Here is a 16,344-nt window from a genome sequence, read left to right as displayed (position 1 = left end):
TATAGTCATCTGTTCTTTTTTTATGGAATTAAATAAAATAACAAAAAATATAATTGAAATTGATTCTCATTATTAATATAATGAGAATGAGAATCATTTATTGTAAGAGGGGGATGCCAAAGTGGCGAAAATTTTAATAGCGTATGCAAGTATGTCAGGGAATACAGAGAGTATTGCTGATTTAATTAAAGTAAGTTTAGATGCCTTTGATCATGAAGTAGTATTGCAAGAGATGGAAGGTATGGATGCTGAAGAATTATTAGCTTATGATGGAATCATTTTAGGATCTTATACGTGGGGTGATGGTGAATTACCATTTGAAGCGGAAGATTTCCATGATGAGTTAGAAAATATAGATTTAACGGGTAAAAAAGTGGCTGTTTTAGGATCAGGTGATACGGCGTATGAACTGTTTTGTGAAGCGGTAACGATATTTGAAGAACGTCTTGTAAAATGCGGGGCAGAACTCGTACAAGAAGGATTGAAAATTGAATTAGCTCCAGAAGATAAAGAAGACGTTGAAAAATGCAGTGATTTTGCAATTGCTTTTGCCGAGAAGTTCTAGGAATGGGAGTGTCAACGTGGAAACAATGTTAAGTGCAACTGCTATTACAAAGTTAAGAGATGGAAAGCTTTTGTTAGCTACTACATATAATGGTTTATTCATTGAAAAAGATGGAGAATGGAAACAGGCTTTAACGGGTTTCCAAAAACGAATTCGAGATTTACATAGTGAAGGTAACGTAGTTTATGGAGTAGGAGACGAAGGAGTTTTTATTCGTAGTATGAATGGTGGAGAAACGTGGACGATCCAGCGCTTTCCAACGAAAGCAACGAGCTGGAATGTATGTAGTAATGAGAATGGAACAGTAATTGCTCATGGAGATAAAACACTGTATCATTCTAATAATTTTGGTTCCACATGGGAGACTATTCAGCCATTTCTTAATTACGGTAGTGAGGCACCATCCATTCGATCATTATTTTTATATAAACATTACTTATTTATCGGTACGAAAATACATACTAAATATGGTGGTGTTTGGCTTTTTGATTTAGAGACACGTAAATTAAAAAGGATTAAAATAGCGATGAATCAGATGATTTCTGCGTTGACTATACATAATTCCTATTTAGTAGCGGCAAGTGGATCGTGCAAGGGAATTAGCGGGAATATTTCTTTTTGCAGAATAGATGAGAGTATCGAAAGTGATAAAATAGGTTGGCATACATGTCAAAGTGAACAAAAAGCGAGTAGTTATTTAGATTTAAGTGTGGATCAACATGTGTTATATACAACGTCAACGCAAAATAAGGCGGGAATTAGTACCGTTTGCCGTGTGCTTCTTGAAGAAGGAATTGTTACAGTATGTGATTCGGTTAAAGGGCATGGTTGGCGCATTGTTAATGAAAAAGAAGGCTATGTTGTAGCTGGATCAGGTGAATTAAAAGAGATGCAATGGAAGAAAAAAGCTGTATAGCTTAAAAAAACTTTACTTTTATTATATTGATATGATATAGTTACTTTAAACCATTTTACTTTTAATAATATAGAGATTTAAATGAGCTGTAACTTCCGAGGAGGATAGCAATGTTAAATCTCCTCGGGGGTTGCAGTTTTTTAATATATGATGTATTATTGTAAAGTGGTTGAAAATGAATATGTACATATAGGTACATTGTAGGAGGATTTTTTAAATGCAAAACGGTAAAGTAAAATGGTTTAACGCAGAAAAAGGTTTCGGTTTCATCGAGGTTGAAGGCGGAGAAGACGTATTCGTTCATTTCTCAGCTATCCAAGGCGACGGCTTCAAATCTTTAGAAGAAGGTCAAGAAGTTACTTTCGAAGTAGAACAAGGTAACCGTGGACCTCAAGCTACAAACGTAAACAAGAAGTAATTATGAAAAAAGAAGGGCTTGCCCTTCTTTTTTTTGCGTTTTTATTGAAGGTCCTCCTATTTACATGTGATAATAAGACTGAATTTTCGATTTATATCTAAATGTATTAAATGTATAAACTGCATGTATAAATAGATACTGAAAATAAAGTGAAGCTGTTAATTAGGCTTTTCATATTAATAGGAATTAGAAAGAGGTATACAAATTGAAAAACGCTACACACTTTATTGTGTTTGATATTGAAAGGAATTTTAGGCCGTATAAATCAGAAGATCCGTCAGAAATAGTTGATATTGGAGCTGTAAAAATAGATGTGAGTACAATGAAGGTTATTGGAGAATTTTCAGAGTTAGTAAAACCAAGTGCCCCATTAACTCGTCATACAACAAAATTAACTGGAATTACAAAGAAAGATTTAATTGGTGCAGAGAAATTCCCTCAAATTATAGAGAAATTTATTCAGTTCATCGGAGAAGATTCTATATTTATTTCATGGGGAAAAGAAGATTATCGTTTTCTATCTCAAGATTGTACATTATACGGTATAGAATGCCCATGTATGGAAAAAGAGAGCAGATTTGATGTGCAAAAATTTGTTTTCCAGGCATATGAAGAATTATTTGAGCATACACCAAGTTTACAATTTGCAGTGGAGCAGCTCGGTTTAACATGGGAAGGTAGGCAACATCGTGCTTTCGCAGATGCTGAGAATACAGCAAATATCTTTCTGAAAGTATGTGGCGAGAGAGATATTAACAAGCGATACAAGAGACATGGTGAGCTTGAACTTGTAAAGAACGGAAAACTAACAGAAAAAGCGAAAAAAAGGATGCGAAAATGGGTGTTTAAAGAACTGAGAAAAAATACAGAGCGTCCTTTTGTATGGAGTGCATTTGAAAGTAGTGACACGTGGGAAAGTATAACGGAAAGATATTATATAAGTGAATCTGCAGTAGAACTTTTGAAAAAACACTTTCCTACTGCGGTGAGAAAGGCGGAAAGGCAGCTTAGGTATTTGGCTGAGATGGAGAAGGTGCAGGAAGAGGGAAAGGTAACGTAAATGTATTAAGGTAGCTAAGGCTAGTACTTGTTATGAGGAGAATTTATTAGTGAGCAATGTAAAAACTCCTATTCCATTTATAGATATAGGAGTTTTTTAGTATTTACTTTTTAAGTGAGTTAATTATTCTTTATATTCTCGAATAAACTCACTGACATTATCTGGAAGAAGAAAATGTAAAGACGCCGTGATAGTAGATATATCCCAGTCCCACCAAGAAATTTGTTGAAGTTCTTCAATCACTTCTGGTGAGAAACGATACCGAACCAACTTTGCTGGATTACCTGCTACTATTCCATACGGCGGGATATCTCGTGTTACAACGCTTCTTGCGCCAATAACAGCTCCGTTTCCGACTTTGACTCCAGACATAATCATAGCGCCACTGCCTATCCAAACGTCATGACCAATGATTACATCTCCCTTAGTTTTCGGATGACCGCTAAACCCCGCACCCTCAGGAACTATCACATTAAATGGATAGGTACTAATCCAATCTGTTCTGTGTTCGCCACCTAAAAAGACTGTTACATGGTCGGCTATGGAACAGAACTTACCTAATTTAAGCGAAGCTCCTTCCCCCCCAAGTACGAACATTAAGGTCACCATATGACCAATCTCCTATTTCATAAGAAGCAAGCTGTGGATTTTGATTTAAGAACAACCCCTACACCTCCCAAATAGATATAGCATCTTATGTATATGGGTTTAGAGGGGAGGAAAGTAGTTAATGGTAAAATTAAATCTATAAAATGATAGCTTGTTTCTGTAAATCACACAAACATATTAGTATCCCTGCTTCTTCTCAGTCCGCTCAATCACGTCCTGCAGCTCATCCGACTTCAAAAACTCAAATAGTAGAAAGTTTTAGTACCCATATACTTTTAGTGACCACCAAATAGACACGGAAATGTGACCAAAATAAAAGAGCGCTTGTGAATAGCACTCAGTAAAAAATAGTTATATGGAAGCATTTATTTAATATTAGAACCAAGAATTTTAGTACTGGGTGTTCACGCTTGTGAACACATAATTGATATTTTAAACACTTTAGTAGTCACTGTTTATAAAAGAGTTCTATTCAATCCCGCTCGGATCATACCCAAACTGTTGCTTCTTCTCAATCCGCTCAATCACGTCTTGCAATTCATCCGGCTTCAAAAACTCAATCGGAGAGAACCCTTTCTCAAACGTAAGAGTATCTGCTTCGATCATTAGTACGTATCTGTCATTTACCTTAGCGATATGAATCAGATCTCCGAAATCAGCAAGCAACGCCTTCACAGAGATATGATCTGCTTTTAGCTTTAATTCTACTTCAGGGGCGTGCTCGACGATTTGAGCAGTAGCTTCCATTACTTCTTCTGTTGAAAACTGTTCCATGATTTCACGTTTTGGACTGGCAGCCCATACTTCCATCGCTTGGTCGAACTGTTCGCGTTCTTCTGTACCTTCTTCAAATACATCTTCAATTTGGTCGTATACCATGTCCATTACTTGTGTTTTCATAATTTCAGGCATAGAGCGCTCGTATTCGACGAATTTTAAGAAGTCCTCAAAGTAGCGGGCGTGTGATGCTTGGTGTATTTTTAGTTCGCCAGGCTCCACCATACCTTCTTCAGGCATGTATGGGTATTGGATAGATTTCATATTCTTTGTTGTGATGGCCATTTCAACGTTACGAATAAGCGTTGATTCATCAGAAATGGAAGCAACCTTTGGTTCGAAGTCACATTTCATTACGAATACGAATGGATCATCAAAGTATTTGCGTAGTTTTGCTTGAGCGATTAAAAATACACCGCCACGTACAGCACTTGTGTCAAGGTATGTATAAACGAGAGGTTCGCTCATATCTTTGAAGTTTTCTTTTGTTTCTGCAAAGCGAATACGATTAAATAAGTTGTAATGAGGGTTTGAATCGAGTTCGTGCCCTTCTTCTACAATAAAGCGACCAATCTTTGTTGGGGCTTGTTCTGTTTTTGCGTGACGTTCTACTTTTCGCTTTGAAATTTTTAATAATTCACCATTCAAAAATTCTTTTAAAGAGCTATCTTCATACTCTTCAGCGTCTAATGTTTGAAAATGTTTATAGCGTTTATCAACTGCTTCACCTTTTCCTTCTACTTGTACTACATAAAAGGAAAGAAAATTTATTTCAAAATCCATATTTATCACCTTGTTTCATTTCATTAACTCTTATCAGTATAGAGATGGAAAAAACTTTCGTCAATTTATATAAGGAAGGGGGAGTCCCTTCCTTATATATTTGTTATTTTCGAAATTAAAATCCGTCTTCTAATGCTGAAAATGGAATGTTTAGTCTATTTTCTACTGTACGTAAACGCTGATTTAAGCGGTTTAGTCTACGAGTATGACGCTCAACTGTGTTTTCTAGTTGACGTACTCTTTGCTCAAGCTCATTTACTCGTCGTTCTAGTTGACGGTTTCCAGTGCCAGGAAAAGAGATTGGAAGTTGAAATTGTCTATTTGGATCATATGGATTAACTTGCTCTGCTTGATCTATATATTGTTGGTATTGTGCTTGTAAATCATACTGAGGTTGGTAACCATATTGCTTATATGGATCATAAGGATTGTAGGGATACATAAAAACTCCTCCATTTCTTAAAGGTGGGTTGAATTCATCATAATGTATGTGCGAAAGCGGAGTAGTGGCACGGCAAATACCTATATACGCTGAAGTGAATGATTGTTTTTACCTATAAAAGCTCGGTTTAAGTTGTTTAATAATGATCACATATGAGAAAGTGGTATTACCGTTTTTGAAGTATGCAGGTGACTAGAGAGGTGAAATGAAAGGGTTTTACATTTGTATTTCATCTGTTGAATGGTATATACTGGATAGAGATAGGTTACATAAAAGTTACAATCTTATCAAACTCAAAAATTTATATAAATATGTATAGACATTTACAAAAGAAAAGAGTAATTTAAATAGAGTAAAAAATAACTTGTAACATTTTCTAAATATATTGTAAAATGATTGTAACAAAACATACATAAAAATGAAATAATACATAAGAAATAATGTTGGGGAAAAGGAGAGAGTATATTGTTCCGAAAAATAAAGGGTATATTAGTAGGGGTGCTATGTGTAGCTGTAGTAAGTGGTTGTGGAACAAAAGTAAGTGATGTGGCATTAGTAAGTGATTTTGGTGGGAACGTTGTAGAGGCCAAGGCTGACGTACAGGATTCAATTAGCCTAGTGGATGGGCGTACTGGTACTGAAGTGAAGAAAATAGACTTATCGAGCTTAGGGTATTTTGAAGATGAGGCGAAATTCAAAAAATCGGTAACGAAGGTTGCTGGTGAAGTTGGGAAAAGCGTTGACAAAAAGATGGTCCCTTCACGTATAGCGCCTGATGGATCATGGCAAGAAGGAAAGCCTTCTTATGAATTAATGGAAAAAGAATTAGTAGACAAATTATTAAATGTAGGTATGTGGGATTCTTCATATCAGTTACCTATCGTTGAGAAAAAGCCTACTGCAACATTAAGTGATGCGCAAGGAAGTGGCACGGTAATTGGTAGATATGAAACGAATTTAGGTGGCTCAGCAGGTGGCCGTATTGAGAATATTCGTTTGTCAGCAGCGAGCATAAATGGAGTTGTATTAGCAAAAGGAGACAGTTTCTCTTTTAATGCATTAATCGGTGATACAACGCCAGATAAAGGATATCAATTAGGTAAAGAAATTGTAGATGGTAAATTAGTAGATGGTTATGGTGGTGGCGTTTGTCAAACATCATCAACGCTATACAATGCAGCAGATCAAGCTGGTTTAAAAATGGTAGAGAGAACTACACATTCTAAAACAGTAGGTTATGTCCCGCAGGGAAGAGATGCTACAATTGCGTATCCATATTTAGACTTAGTATTTGAAAATACGAATGATGCTCCTGTTAAGCTTTATATGGGTATTCAGGGCGGAAAGTTAGTTGCTGAAGTACATAAGATGAAATAAATATATAGTTAAAGGGTAATAAAGTAAAAGATTTATATAATAGAAGCCATCTCTTCTGAATTTCAGAGGAGATGGCTTTTTGTCATTAATGGCCTATGGAAAACTATTAATTCTGATTTTTCTTATTTACATAGTGTGTTTTTGGTTGTATCCTTCATAGTAACGGCTATGTTAATTTGTTTTGAAATAAAGGACTAGGAGAGGAAGTTATTCATGGTACAAATTCATCCGAAAACACGTATTGGTCATGTTGCATTTAAAGTAAAAGATTTAGAGAGTCAAATTGCTTTTTATGAGAATGTAGTAGGGCTAGAAGTAATTAAGCAAGAGGGGAATAAAGCATATTTAGCAGGAAAAGGTGGTGAGAGTACGCTACTTGTACTTGAGAAGTTAGAAGATGCAGCGCTTCAAGAACCACGTACGACGGGTATATATCATGTAGCCTTTTTAGTTCCGACTCGTGAGGCTTTTGCTTCGGCACTATTTGGGGTGATTCGTAATAAGAACGTAATTGATAGTCCAGCTGAACAAGAAGGACGTTATACATATTCAAATGAAATTTTACCAATTTCAAGGTTTAATAGTGCAAGTGATCATACGTATAGTGAAGCGTTTTATTTACAAGATTTAGAGGGGAACGGTATTGAGATTTATGCGGACCGTCCTCGAGATCAGTGGGGAGAAGGGCCAGGAGGAAGTACGCCACTTGATTTAAAAGAACTAGCAACGCTCGTTGATTATGAGTTTGATGGTTTACCTGCTGACACTGTTGTTGGACACGTACATTTACGAATAGCTGATGTCGAGAAGTCACATGAGTTTTATGTAGATACAGTAGGTTTTGAAGTACAACAGCGTGAAGAGGATTGCTTATTCATTTCGGCAGGAGGCTATCATCACCATATCGGTGCAAATACGTGGAACGGGGTAAATAACCCGCACCCACCAGCACATACAACTGGATTAAAAGTATATACCATTGTACTACCACACAAAGAAGCGTTAGATGAAGTGAAAGAAAGATTAATAGAAAAACAACATGAAATAAATGAAACTACAAATGGATTTACAGCAGTAGACCCAAGTGGTATTACAGTGCAGTTTGAAATAGAAGCAGTATAAAACAAGCCAGAAAGTGTGTAATCACTTTCTGGCTTGTTTTTGATTATTTAGAGCTCAATCCAATACCTTCTCACAACATTACCATCTTCTTCAGTGAAATCTTCATCACGGAGACCGCCGTTATGTAAAATCGTTTTCTCTGAAGCTGTATTCACTTCATCGCAAACGACAAGTGCTTTCGTAATGCTTAATTCCTTCGTTTTCTCTAATGACAACTCGAGTAACTTCGTAGCATATCCTTTTTTTCTTTCAGAAGGGCGAATGCCATAACCGATATGGCCGCCAGCATTAAATAAATGCTCCGTCAAACTATGACGAATATTAACTGCTCCCAAAACTTTATTTTCATTTGTAATGAGCCAATAAGTAGAATCTGGTACCCATGTTTTAGGTATATTTATTCCGTTATGTGCGTCGTGTAATTCTTGAATCATTGCCGTGAAATTAGAAGGGTCTTTTGAGATAACCCACGGAATCATTGTTTCACCGCTATTTTTCCATTCGTTATAAAAATCTAAGTATTCTTCTTGTAAATCGGTAGTAGGTGTAATTAAAGATACATTCATCGTTTGTAGGCTCCCTTTATTTATATTTTATTTCAACAAAATTTCAGTATAAAAAGAAAGTGATTTATAAATTTCTCAACCCCATTTCATATGCCATATTCAACTGAAAATAAGTTGCACGTTAAAGTTTAAAGAGTTTCGTATGAGAAGTAGGTAGTTTTATTTATGTTAATATTTAAAATATTAACATAAATCCATTGGGATATTAAATGTATTTTAATAAAATGCTTTTATTTTGATGGATAGATGCATGTGATAATTTTTGTTTTATCTTTCTATAATGAATGAAAGGGGGAAGTGCTCGTGAGCTTACATATTTATTTAATTATACGAATCGGTGTTGCTGGTTTATTAGGAGCGATGATCGGTATTGAAAGGGAAATTCGATTAACCGGGAAACGAGTAATCTATAAAGTAGGAATACAACTAAAAAATATATCAGCAAAAGAAAAAATACCATCATTCAACATATGCAACCGTTACCGGCAGTTACGTTTATAAAGCTACAATCATAATAGTGAAAAAGAGGGATAAAAAATAGTATAAATTTCGCTATTTTTTATCCTTTTTTGACATAAATCGCACAGGAAGTCAATAATGAAATTTCCTTTGAATAGCTAAAATTGTAAGAGTTTTCCTTACCTTTCTCAATACATGATAAATAGTCAGAATAGTAAAATAACTAAGTAGGACATTAAAAAAATGTAAGGTAGGGGAGAACATGAAAGGTTATTCAAAAAAAGTGTTAGTAGGGGTAAGTTTTGCTAGTTTAATGTTAAGTAGTTTTCCGGGGAACATATTGGCGGAGGATACTAAGGAAGAGCAAGTTTCTTATCGAAATGTGCTTAAAATGGAGCCGGTTGGTGTGCAATTGCCAGTGCAAGAATTAGCTCATTCATCGAAAGTGCTAGAAAATAAATCTTTTGAGAAAAGGCTACAATTTGCTGATTTATCGCAAAGACCGCCTGAAGTCCAAAAGGAAAGTAAGCAGTTAGCTGCGGCGAAAACTTATACAATAGCTGAATTAAATCAATTAAGCAATCAGGCGTTGGTAGATTTACTTGTAACAATTGATTGGGAGCAAATTACGGGGCTATTTCAGTTTAATAAAGACAGTCTAGCATTCTATCAAAATGATAGTAGGATGCAGGCGATTATTGATAAATTGAAGCAGCAAGGGCAAGCTTATACGAAAGATGATTCAAAAGGGATTGAGACATTAGTAGAGGTATTGCGGTCTGGGTTTTATTTAGGTTTTTATCATACAGAATTAAGCAAACTAAATGAGCGAAGCTATCATGACAAGTGCTTACCTGCATTGAAAACGATTGCCCAAAATCCGGATTTTAAACTAGGTACATTAGAACAAAATAAAGTCGTATCATTATATGGGAAATTAATAGGCAACGCTTCTAGTGATGCAGAAACGGTTACATCGGCTGCGAACATTTTCAAACAATATAATGATAATCTTTCTATATTTATAGATAACCGTTCAGTAGGTAATGCAGTGTACGATATTATGCAAGGTGTAGATTATGATATTCAATCTTATTTATATGACACGGAAAAGGCGCCGAAAGATACACTGTGGTATCAAAAAATAGATAGTTATATTAATGAATTAAGTAGGTTTGCGTTAATTGGAACAGTTACAGCGAAAAATGGATGGCTTATTAATAATGGAATCTATTATATAGGTAGACTCGGTACGTTCCATAGTACAGGGACGAAAGGATTGCAAGTTGTAACGGATACGATGAAACTCTATCCGTATTTAGGTGAGCAATATTTCGTAGCGGCTGAGCAAATTACGACGAATTATGGCGGGAAAGATGCGAATGGTAAAGTGGTTGATTTAGATCAAATACGAGAAGAGGCTAAGAAAAAATATTTGCCGAAAACGTATACGTTTGATGATGGGACAATTGTGTTAAAAGCTGGAGATAAAGTGACTGAGGAAAAAGTAAAACGTCTATATTGGGCAGCGAAAGAAGTAAAGGCACAATTTCATCGTACAGTTGAAAGTGACCAGCCGCTAGAAAAAGGAAATCCTGATGATGTGTTGACGATGGTTATTTATAATAGCCCAGCTGAATATCAATTTAATCGTCAATTATACGGATATGAAACAAATAATGGTGGTATTTATATAGAAGGAACAGGAACGTTCTTTACTTATGAACGTACACCCGGGGAGAGTATATATAGTTTAGAAGAGTTATTCCGACATGAATTCACGCATTATTTACAAGGTAGATATGAAGTGCCAGGACTTTGGGGACAAGGTAAATTATATGAAAATGAGAGATTATCTTGGTTTGAAGAAGGGAATGCTGAATTTTTTGCAGGTGCAACGAGAACGGATAATGTTGTTCCAAGAAAGAGCATGATAGGAGGATTATCTTCAAATCCAGCAGAACGTTATACGGCAGAGCGGACATTAAATGCAAAGTATGGAACTTGGGACTTTTATAACTATTCCTTTGCTTTACAATCTTATATGTACAATAAGAGATATGATATGTTTGATAAAATTCATGATCTTATTAGAAAGAATGATGTAACAGCATATGATGCATATCGCTCTGCTTTAAGTAAAGATGCAAATTTAAATAAAGAATATCAAGACTACATGCAAATGTTAGTTGATAATCGTGATAAATATAATGTTCCGCTCGTATCAGACGATTATGTAGCAACTCATGCACCGAAACCAGTTTCAGATATTGCGGCAGAAATTACAGCGGAAGCGAAATTAAAGAATGTATCGGTAAAGAAAAATAAATCACAGTTCTTTAATACATTTACACTGCAAGGAACGTATACAGGTACTGCTGCAAAAGGAGAAAATGAAGACTGGAAAACAATTACGCAAAACGTTAATGATACGTTAAAACGTTTAAGTGCAAAAGAATGGACAGGCTATAAAACAGTAACAGCGTACTTTGTGAATTATCGTGTGAATGCATCAGGACAGTTTGAATATGATGTTGTGTTCCACGGCATTAATACAGAAGAAGGTGCAGAGAATAAAGCGCCAGTTTCGGTAATAAATGGTCCGTATAGCGGAAATGTGAATGAAGCAATCTCGTTTAAAAGCGATGGATCAAAAGATGAAGATGGGAAAATTGCTTCTTATAAATGGGAGTTTGGCGATGATACTGTAAGTAGTGAACAAAATCCAACTCACGTATATACAAAAGAAGGAACGTATACAGCGAAATTAACAGTAACAGACGATAAAGGAGCAGCTAATACGAATACAACGAGTGTAACTGTTCAAAAGAAAGAAGATAACAGTGTAGAAAAAGAGTCGAATAATACATTTAAAACAGCGAATAAACTGCAGTTAAATCAGCTGTTACGTGCAAGTTTAGGGAACGGTGATACAAGTGATTACTTTGAAATAAATGTAGAAACTGCGAAAAACCTTCAAATTAACGTAACGAAGGAAAATAATATTGGGGTAAACTGGGTTCTTTATTCAGAAGCAGATTTAAATAATTATGTTACGTATGCTCAGCAACAAGGAAATAAGTTAGTAGGTAGTTACTATACGCATCCAGGGAAGTATTATTTACATGTATATCAGTACGGCGGGGGAACAGGGAATTATACGGTAGAAGTGAAATAGTAAAAGGGTCGCCGTGAATGGCGACCTTTTTTATTATGCGTTATACCCAAATAATTTCAGATCTTCTTCTGAGTCTGAAATTATTTTCTCGAATCGTAATCCTACTTTTTCTAAAAGCTTTCCTGAAACAGTGTTATCTATAGAAGTAATTGCTACAATTCGTTTCATTCCTAGTTTTTGTACACCGTATTCGATTACCGCAGCAGCTGATTCATAGCCATATCCTTTTGAACGGAATTTTTCTAAAAAGGCGAAGCCGATATCAACGTCTTCTAATGAATCTCTTTTAATAAGGCCGCACATGCCAAGTGGAGTGAGATCTTCTTTTCGTTCCACTAAGTAAAGACCAAAGCCCATTTTATTATACATATCGACTGGTCCGTTTAAAATATAATTTGTTGCATCTTCTAAGTTTCTAACCCCTTTATCACCGATAAACTGAATCCATGCAGGATCGTTTACTAATTCGAGAATAAATGGAGCGTCCTTTATATCAAACCAGCGAAGAGTGAGCCGTTCAGTTTCAAGAACTATCAATCTATTGCACCACCTTTAAAAGTTATAATAATTAGTATGGATTGTGCAAAATAAAAGTGCAAGTTATTTTAATTGAGAGTTACTGTTCACATAAAGTTCGATTGTTTTGTATAAAAGGATATTTTATAATTAGGATTGATTGTAAAGAGTGAGATACTTATACAATGACTCCTAGGAAACTAGGAGTTTTTACTATATAACTATCATTATTACTAAATATGACACACTACACATTCTACTCAAGGAGGTATATAATGAAGAAATTATATAATGCATCGTTTACGTATTTAATTATCGGTTTATTGTCAGGAATATTTGCTAGGGAGTATGGGAAATATAAAGGGATTTTAGGCTCTACACTATTAAATCTGTTGCATACGCATACGTTAGTACTTGGCTTTTTCTTCTTTTTAATTGCTTTAGGATTAGCGAAAGTATTCGCTTTTCATGAAGTGAAAGGATTTAATAACTGGTTTGTTTTACATAATATCGCATTAACTTTAATGTTAGGTTCGTTGGCAGCGAGAGGACTTCTTCAACTAAATGGAGCGGACTTTAAAGGGTTAACTTATATTGTAGGGTTCTCTCATTCTATGATGGCATTTACTTTAGTTTGGTTTATGATTTTGTTGAAGAAATCGTCTAAAATGTAGTTTTATAAAAAAGAACTTGTAGGGAATACTGCAAGTTCTTTTTTATATATAAAATTACACGAATCTTACTATTCTGATTATTTTGTATAAAAATGGTATAATTTATGCGGCGTAAATAATATAAAAGGAGAGTACGTAATGGAAATAACAATTGAACGTTTAGTAAATGAATTAAAGGATGTACTTCCTGAAGATCAAGTAGTGGTTAATAAGACAGTAAGAGAGTTACATAGTAAAGATGAATCTTACCATACTAGTAGTTTGCCGGATGTAGTTGTGTATCCAAAAACGGCTGAAGAAGTTAGCGAGATTATGAAAGTAGCGAGTCTGCATGGAAAGGCTGTCGTTCCATTTGGAGTAGGCTCCAGTTTAGAGGGCCATATAATTCCGTATGAAAAGGGGATTACGGTTGATTTTTCATTAATGAACAAAATACTTGAAATAAGAGAGAAAGATTTTCTTGTGAAAGTACAACCAGGAGTGACTCGTTCTCAGCTCAATAAAGAATTGAAAAAGTATGGTCTATTTTTTAGTGTAGATCCAGGCGCAGATGCAACGTTAGGAGGGATGGCTGCTACAAACGCGAGCGGAACGACAGCGGTTAAGTATGGCGTAATGCGTGATCAAGTTCGTGATTTAGAAGTGGTACTTGCTGATGGACAAGTGATACATACTGGCAATTTAGCGGCGAAGTCATCATCAGGTTATCATTTAAATGGTATTTTCGTAGGATCAGAAGGTACGCTTGGATGCTTTACAGAGCTAACAGTAAAAGTATACGGCATACCAGAACATGTTATGGCTGCGAGAGCATCGTTTCCAACTATAAATGATGCAGTAGAAGCTGTTATTAATATACTGCAAGCTGGTATTCCAATTGCGAGAATAGAGCTCGTTGATGAACTATCTATGAAACAAGTAAATCATTATAATGAAACAAATTACAGAGAAGAACCAACACTGTTTTTAGAGTTTCACGGAAATGAAGCAGGGCTAACGCAAGATATTGAGTTTACGAAGGAAATTGTTTTTGATCATAAATGTAAAGAAGTCGCTTTTGAAACTGAAACAGCGGCGAGAAATAAATTGTGGGATGCAAGACATAACTTAGCATACTCTTACGTTCATAGTTATCCTGGTAAAAAGCTAATGAGTACGGATGTTTGTGTTCCAATTTCAGAATTAGCTGGCGCAATACAACATGCGAAAGAGACATTAGATAAAGTTGGTCTTGTTGGTGGTATTCTTGGCCATGTAGGAGACGGTAATTTTCACGTGCTCTTAATAATTGATCCAATCGATAAAGATGAAGTGAAAAAAGCGGATGAAATAAACGAAAGTATAGTACTGTATGCTCTTAAGCGTGGCGGAACGTGTACAGGAGAGCATGGCGTTGGAATAGGGAAGCAGAAGTATCAAGAAGAAGAACATGGGGCTGCGCTTTTAGTAATGGAAAAAATAAAGAAAGCTCTTGATCCGCAAAATATTTTAAATCCGAATAAAATTTTTAAGTTAAAAGATAAGGAATGATGGAGTTTGGAGAAACGAATTATACATTTTGAAGGATTGGTCGTCTTATTAGCTGCGATTTATATATATGCATTATGTGGATTTAGTTGGTTATTATTTATCGTATTACTTTTTGCACCTGATTTAGCAATGGTGGCGTACGCTATTAACAAGCGTGTCGGTGCACAGATTTATAATCTATTTCACACATATATCATATCAATATTACTTGTTTTAATAGGGGTCTATTTAAAGATGGATACGATTTTAATGGTTGGTTTAATATGGACAGCACATATTGGGATGGATCGAATGCTTGGGTATGGATTGAAGTATGAGACTGATTTTAAGGATACACATATTCAGAGGTTATAGCTTAGGTAAAACGGAATTCATTGCAGCTGTATTGGAAAAAGCTATGAAGGATAGTTGAATAGAGGAGTTTGTAATAGACTAAGGTGGCAAAGAAATGCATTGCCACCTATTATTTTGAAAATAACTACTGACCTTAAAAACAATTACAATCTGTCCCTGCCAAATAATAAATCTCGTAAATATAATGGGAAATAAGAAGATAAGAAAAGAGGGCGTTTATGTACATATCAAAACATTTCACAATACAAGATGAAGAGACGAAGTACGAAATTATTGAACAAAATAGCTTTGCAACTTTATTTTCTCAACATAACGGAGCACCGTACGCAACGCATTTACCGTTATTGTTAAATAGGGAAACACTTACTTTATATGGTCATTTTGCACGTCCAAATGAGCAATGGAAAGATAGTGGAAATCAACAGGTGTTAGCTGTTTTTCAAGGGCCACATAGTTATATCTCTCCATCATGGTATGAAACAAATAAAGCAGTACCAACATGGAACTATGTTGCGTTGCATGTATATGGAGAGTTAGAAATCGTTGAAGATGAACAGGAATTAATAGATTCACTTCAAGATTTAGTACATAAATATGAAAATCCAAAAAGCGCCTACTCACTGAATGATGTAGATCCGAATTATATGGAAGGATTAAGTAGGGGAATAGTTGGGTTTAAAATAAAGATAAATAAAATAGAAGGAAAAGCGAAGTTAAGTCAAAATCATTCTGTGGAGAGACGAGAATTAGTTATAGAAGAACTTGAGAAAGTTGGTAGTGAAGGGAGCAGGGGGATTGCAGGGTTGATGAAGAAGGGTGTTTAAAGTAATGGTGGAGTGTGAATACACATTTATAAAGTGTTAATATATTGTATTTATAGATTTTTATAGTGATTTAGACGCTGTATTTATGGGGGGGGCAATTTTCTTTAGTGTTTTAAAAAATTTACAGCATGTGATTAATTTAATGGATTTAATGTTAAATAAATGTTGAGAAAT

The 16,344-nt window shown here is 35.2% G+C and carries 15 protein-coding genes and 2 pseudogenes; 12 read left to right on the top strand and 5 right to left on the bottom strand.

Annotated elements, in window-relative coordinates:
- The first annotated feature begins 121 nt into the window (after positions 1–121).
- The 4 genes from V7038_RS23100 to V7038_RS23085 all read left to right on the top strand — a co-directional run bounded on the left by V7038_RS23100 (position 122) and on the right by V7038_RS23085 (position 2,959).
- Positions 122–565, top strand: coding sequence for a flavodoxin (locus tag V7038_RS23100; protein ID WP_335695671.1), 444 nt, complete (start codon positions 122–124; stop codon positions 563–565).
- Positions 566–581: 16 nt separating this feature from the next.
- Positions 582–1,481, top strand: a complete 900-nt coding sequence (locus V7038_RS23095; protein ID WP_002111075.1) for a WD40/YVTN/BNR-like repeat-containing protein — start codon at positions 582–584, stop codon at positions 1,479–1,481.
- Positions 1,482–1,698: 217 nt separating this feature from the next.
- Positions 1,699–1,899 carry a cold shock-like protein CspB gene (gene cspB / locus V7038_RS23090; protein ID WP_001179147.1) on the top strand — a complete coding sequence of 67 codons (201 nt, stop codon included), beginning with the start codon at positions 1,699–1,701 and terminating at the stop codon, positions 1,897–1,899.
- 205 nt (positions 1,900–2,104) lie between these two features.
- On the top strand, positions 2,105–2,959 hold the full coding sequence (locus V7038_RS23085) for an exonuclease (RefSeq protein ID WP_002111074.1): 855 nt from the start codon (positions 2,105–2,107) through the stop codon (positions 2,957–2,959).
- A gap of 123 nt (positions 2,960–3,082) precedes the next feature.
- Here V7038_RS23085 and V7038_RS23080 read toward each other — a convergent pair.
- From V7038_RS23080 to V7038_RS23070, 3 genes and pseudogenes are all read right to left on the bottom strand, one after another.
- A pseudogene (locus V7038_RS23080) lies at positions 3,083–3,623 on the bottom strand (CatB-related O-acetyltransferase).
- A gap of 413 nt (positions 3,624–4,036) precedes the next feature.
- A complete protein-coding gene (locus V7038_RS23075) occupies positions 4,037–5,128 on the bottom strand; it encodes a DUF3900 domain-containing protein (RefSeq protein ID WP_002111072.1) in 1,092 nt (363 codons plus the stop codon).
- Positions 5,129–5,243: 115 nt separating this feature from the next.
- Positions 5,244–5,570, bottom strand: coding sequence for a hypothetical protein (locus tag V7038_RS23070; RefSeq protein WP_335695670.1), 327 nt, complete (start codon positions 5,568–5,570; stop codon positions 5,244–5,246).
- A gap of 465 nt (positions 5,571–6,035) precedes the next feature.
- Between V7038_RS23070 and V7038_RS23065 the strand changes: the two genes are divergently transcribed.
- Positions 6,036–6,947 carry a VanW family protein gene (locus tag V7038_RS23065; RefSeq protein WP_002111070.1) on the top strand — a complete coding sequence of 304 codons (912 nt, stop codon included), beginning with the start codon at positions 6,036–6,038 and terminating at the stop codon, positions 6,945–6,947.
- 213 nt (positions 6,948–7,160) lie between these two features.
- Positions 7,161–8,069 carry a VOC family protein gene (locus tag V7038_RS23060; RefSeq protein WP_002111069.1) on the top strand — a complete coding sequence of 303 codons (909 nt, stop codon included), beginning with the start codon at positions 7,161–7,163 and terminating at the stop codon, positions 8,067–8,069.
- A 47-nt stretch (positions 8,070–8,116) separates the two neighbouring features.
- Here V7038_RS23060 and V7038_RS23055 read toward each other — a convergent pair whose 3' ends face one another.
- Entirely contained in the window at positions 8,117–8,635 is a 519-nt protein-coding gene (locus tag V7038_RS23055; protein WP_002111067.1) for a GNAT family N-acetyltransferase, read from the bottom strand.
- 405 nt (positions 8,636–9,040) lie between these two features.
- Here V7038_RS23055 and V7038_RS23050 point away from each other — a divergent pair.
- Both V7038_RS23050 and colA read left to right on the top strand, forming a co-directional pair.
- A pseudogene (locus tag V7038_RS23050) lies at positions 9,041–9,150 on the top strand (MgtC/SapB family protein); the annotation flags it as partial.
- Between the two features lie 206 nt (positions 9,151–9,356).
- On the top strand, positions 9,357–12,272 hold the full coding sequence (gene colA, locus V7038_RS23045) for a collagenase ColA (protein WP_070169732.1): 2,916 nt from the start codon (positions 9,357–9,359) through the stop codon (positions 12,270–12,272).
- Between the two features lie 33 nt (positions 12,273–12,305).
- Here colA and V7038_RS23040 read toward each other — a convergent pair whose 3' ends face one another.
- Positions 12,306–12,809, bottom strand: a complete 504-nt coding sequence (locus tag V7038_RS23040; RefSeq protein ID WP_070139778.1) for a GNAT family N-acetyltransferase — start codon at positions 12,807–12,809, stop codon at positions 12,306–12,308.
- A gap of 254 nt (positions 12,810–13,063) precedes the next feature.
- Between V7038_RS23040 and V7038_RS23035 the strand changes: the two genes are divergently transcribed.
- The 4 genes from V7038_RS23035 to V7038_RS23020 all read left to right on the top strand — a co-directional run bounded on the left by V7038_RS23035 (position 13,064) and on the right by V7038_RS23020 (position 16,170).
- Positions 13,064–13,462: a DUF2871 family protein gene (locus V7038_RS23035; RefSeq protein WP_002111062.1), complete on the top strand. Its 399-nt coding sequence runs from the start codon at positions 13,064–13,066 to the stop codon at positions 13,460–13,462.
- A 138-nt stretch (positions 13,463–13,600) separates the two neighbouring features.
- Positions 13,601–14,992, top strand: a complete 1,392-nt coding sequence (locus tag V7038_RS23030) for an FAD-binding oxidoreductase (protein WP_335695669.1) — start codon at positions 13,601–13,603, stop codon at positions 14,990–14,992.
- A gap of 6 nt (positions 14,993–14,998) precedes the next feature.
- Positions 14,999–15,346 (top strand): DUF4260 domain-containing protein, encoded by a 348-nt coding sequence (locus V7038_RS23025; RefSeq protein WP_000415340.1) that lies wholly within the window; start codon positions 14,999–15,001, stop codon positions 15,344–15,346.
- A gap of 218 nt (positions 15,347–15,564) precedes the next feature.
- Complete coding sequence (locus tag V7038_RS23020) at positions 15,565–16,170, top strand: FMN-binding negative transcriptional regulator (RefSeq protein WP_335695668.1); 606 nt, start codon at positions 15,565–15,567, stop codon at positions 16,168–16,170.
- The last annotated feature ends 174 nt before the right edge of the window (positions 16,171–16,344 follow it).

This window comes from Bacillus sp. JJ783 (assembly GCF_036963225.1).
Classification (GTDB): Bacteria; Bacillota; Bacilli; order Bacillales; family Bacillaceae_G; genus Bacillus_A; species Bacillus_A cereus_U.
This window is presented reverse-complemented; position numbering and strand designations above follow the sequence as displayed.

Excerpts from the sequence above, each read along its gene's own strand:
- cspB (WP_001179147.1), top strand. The coding sequence starts at position 1,699 with ATGCAAAACGGTAAAGTAAAATGGTTTAACGCAGAAAAAGGTTTCGGT.
- V7038_RS23075 (WP_002111072.1), bottom strand. The coding sequence starts at position 5,128 with ATGGATTTTGAAATAAATTTTCTTTCCTTTTATGTAGTACAAGTAGAA.
- V7038_RS23070 (WP_335695670.1), bottom strand. The coding sequence starts at position 5,570 with ATGTATCCCTACAATCCTTATGATCCATATAAGCAATATGGTTACCAA.
- V7038_RS23060 (WP_002111069.1), top strand. The coding sequence starts at position 7,161 with ATGGTACAAATTCATCCGAAAACACGTATTGGTCATGTTGCATTTAAA.
- V7038_RS23055 (WP_002111067.1), bottom strand. The coding sequence starts at position 8,635 with ATGAATGTATCTTTAATTACACCTACTACCGATTTACAAGAAGAATAC.
- colA (WP_070169732.1), top strand. The coding sequence starts at position 9,357 with ATGAAAGGTTATTCAAAAAAAGTGTTAGTAGGGGTAAGTTTTGCTAGT.
- V7038_RS23035 (WP_002111062.1), top strand. The coding sequence starts at position 13,064 with ATGAAGAAATTATATAATGCATCGTTTACGTATTTAATTATCGGTTTA.
- V7038_RS23030 (WP_335695669.1), top strand. The coding sequence starts at position 13,601 with ATGGAAATAACAATTGAACGTTTAGTAAATGAATTAAAGGATGTACTT.
- V7038_RS23020 (WP_335695668.1), top strand. The coding sequence starts at position 15,565 with ATGTACATATCAAAACATTTCACAATACAAGATGAAGAGACGAAGTAC.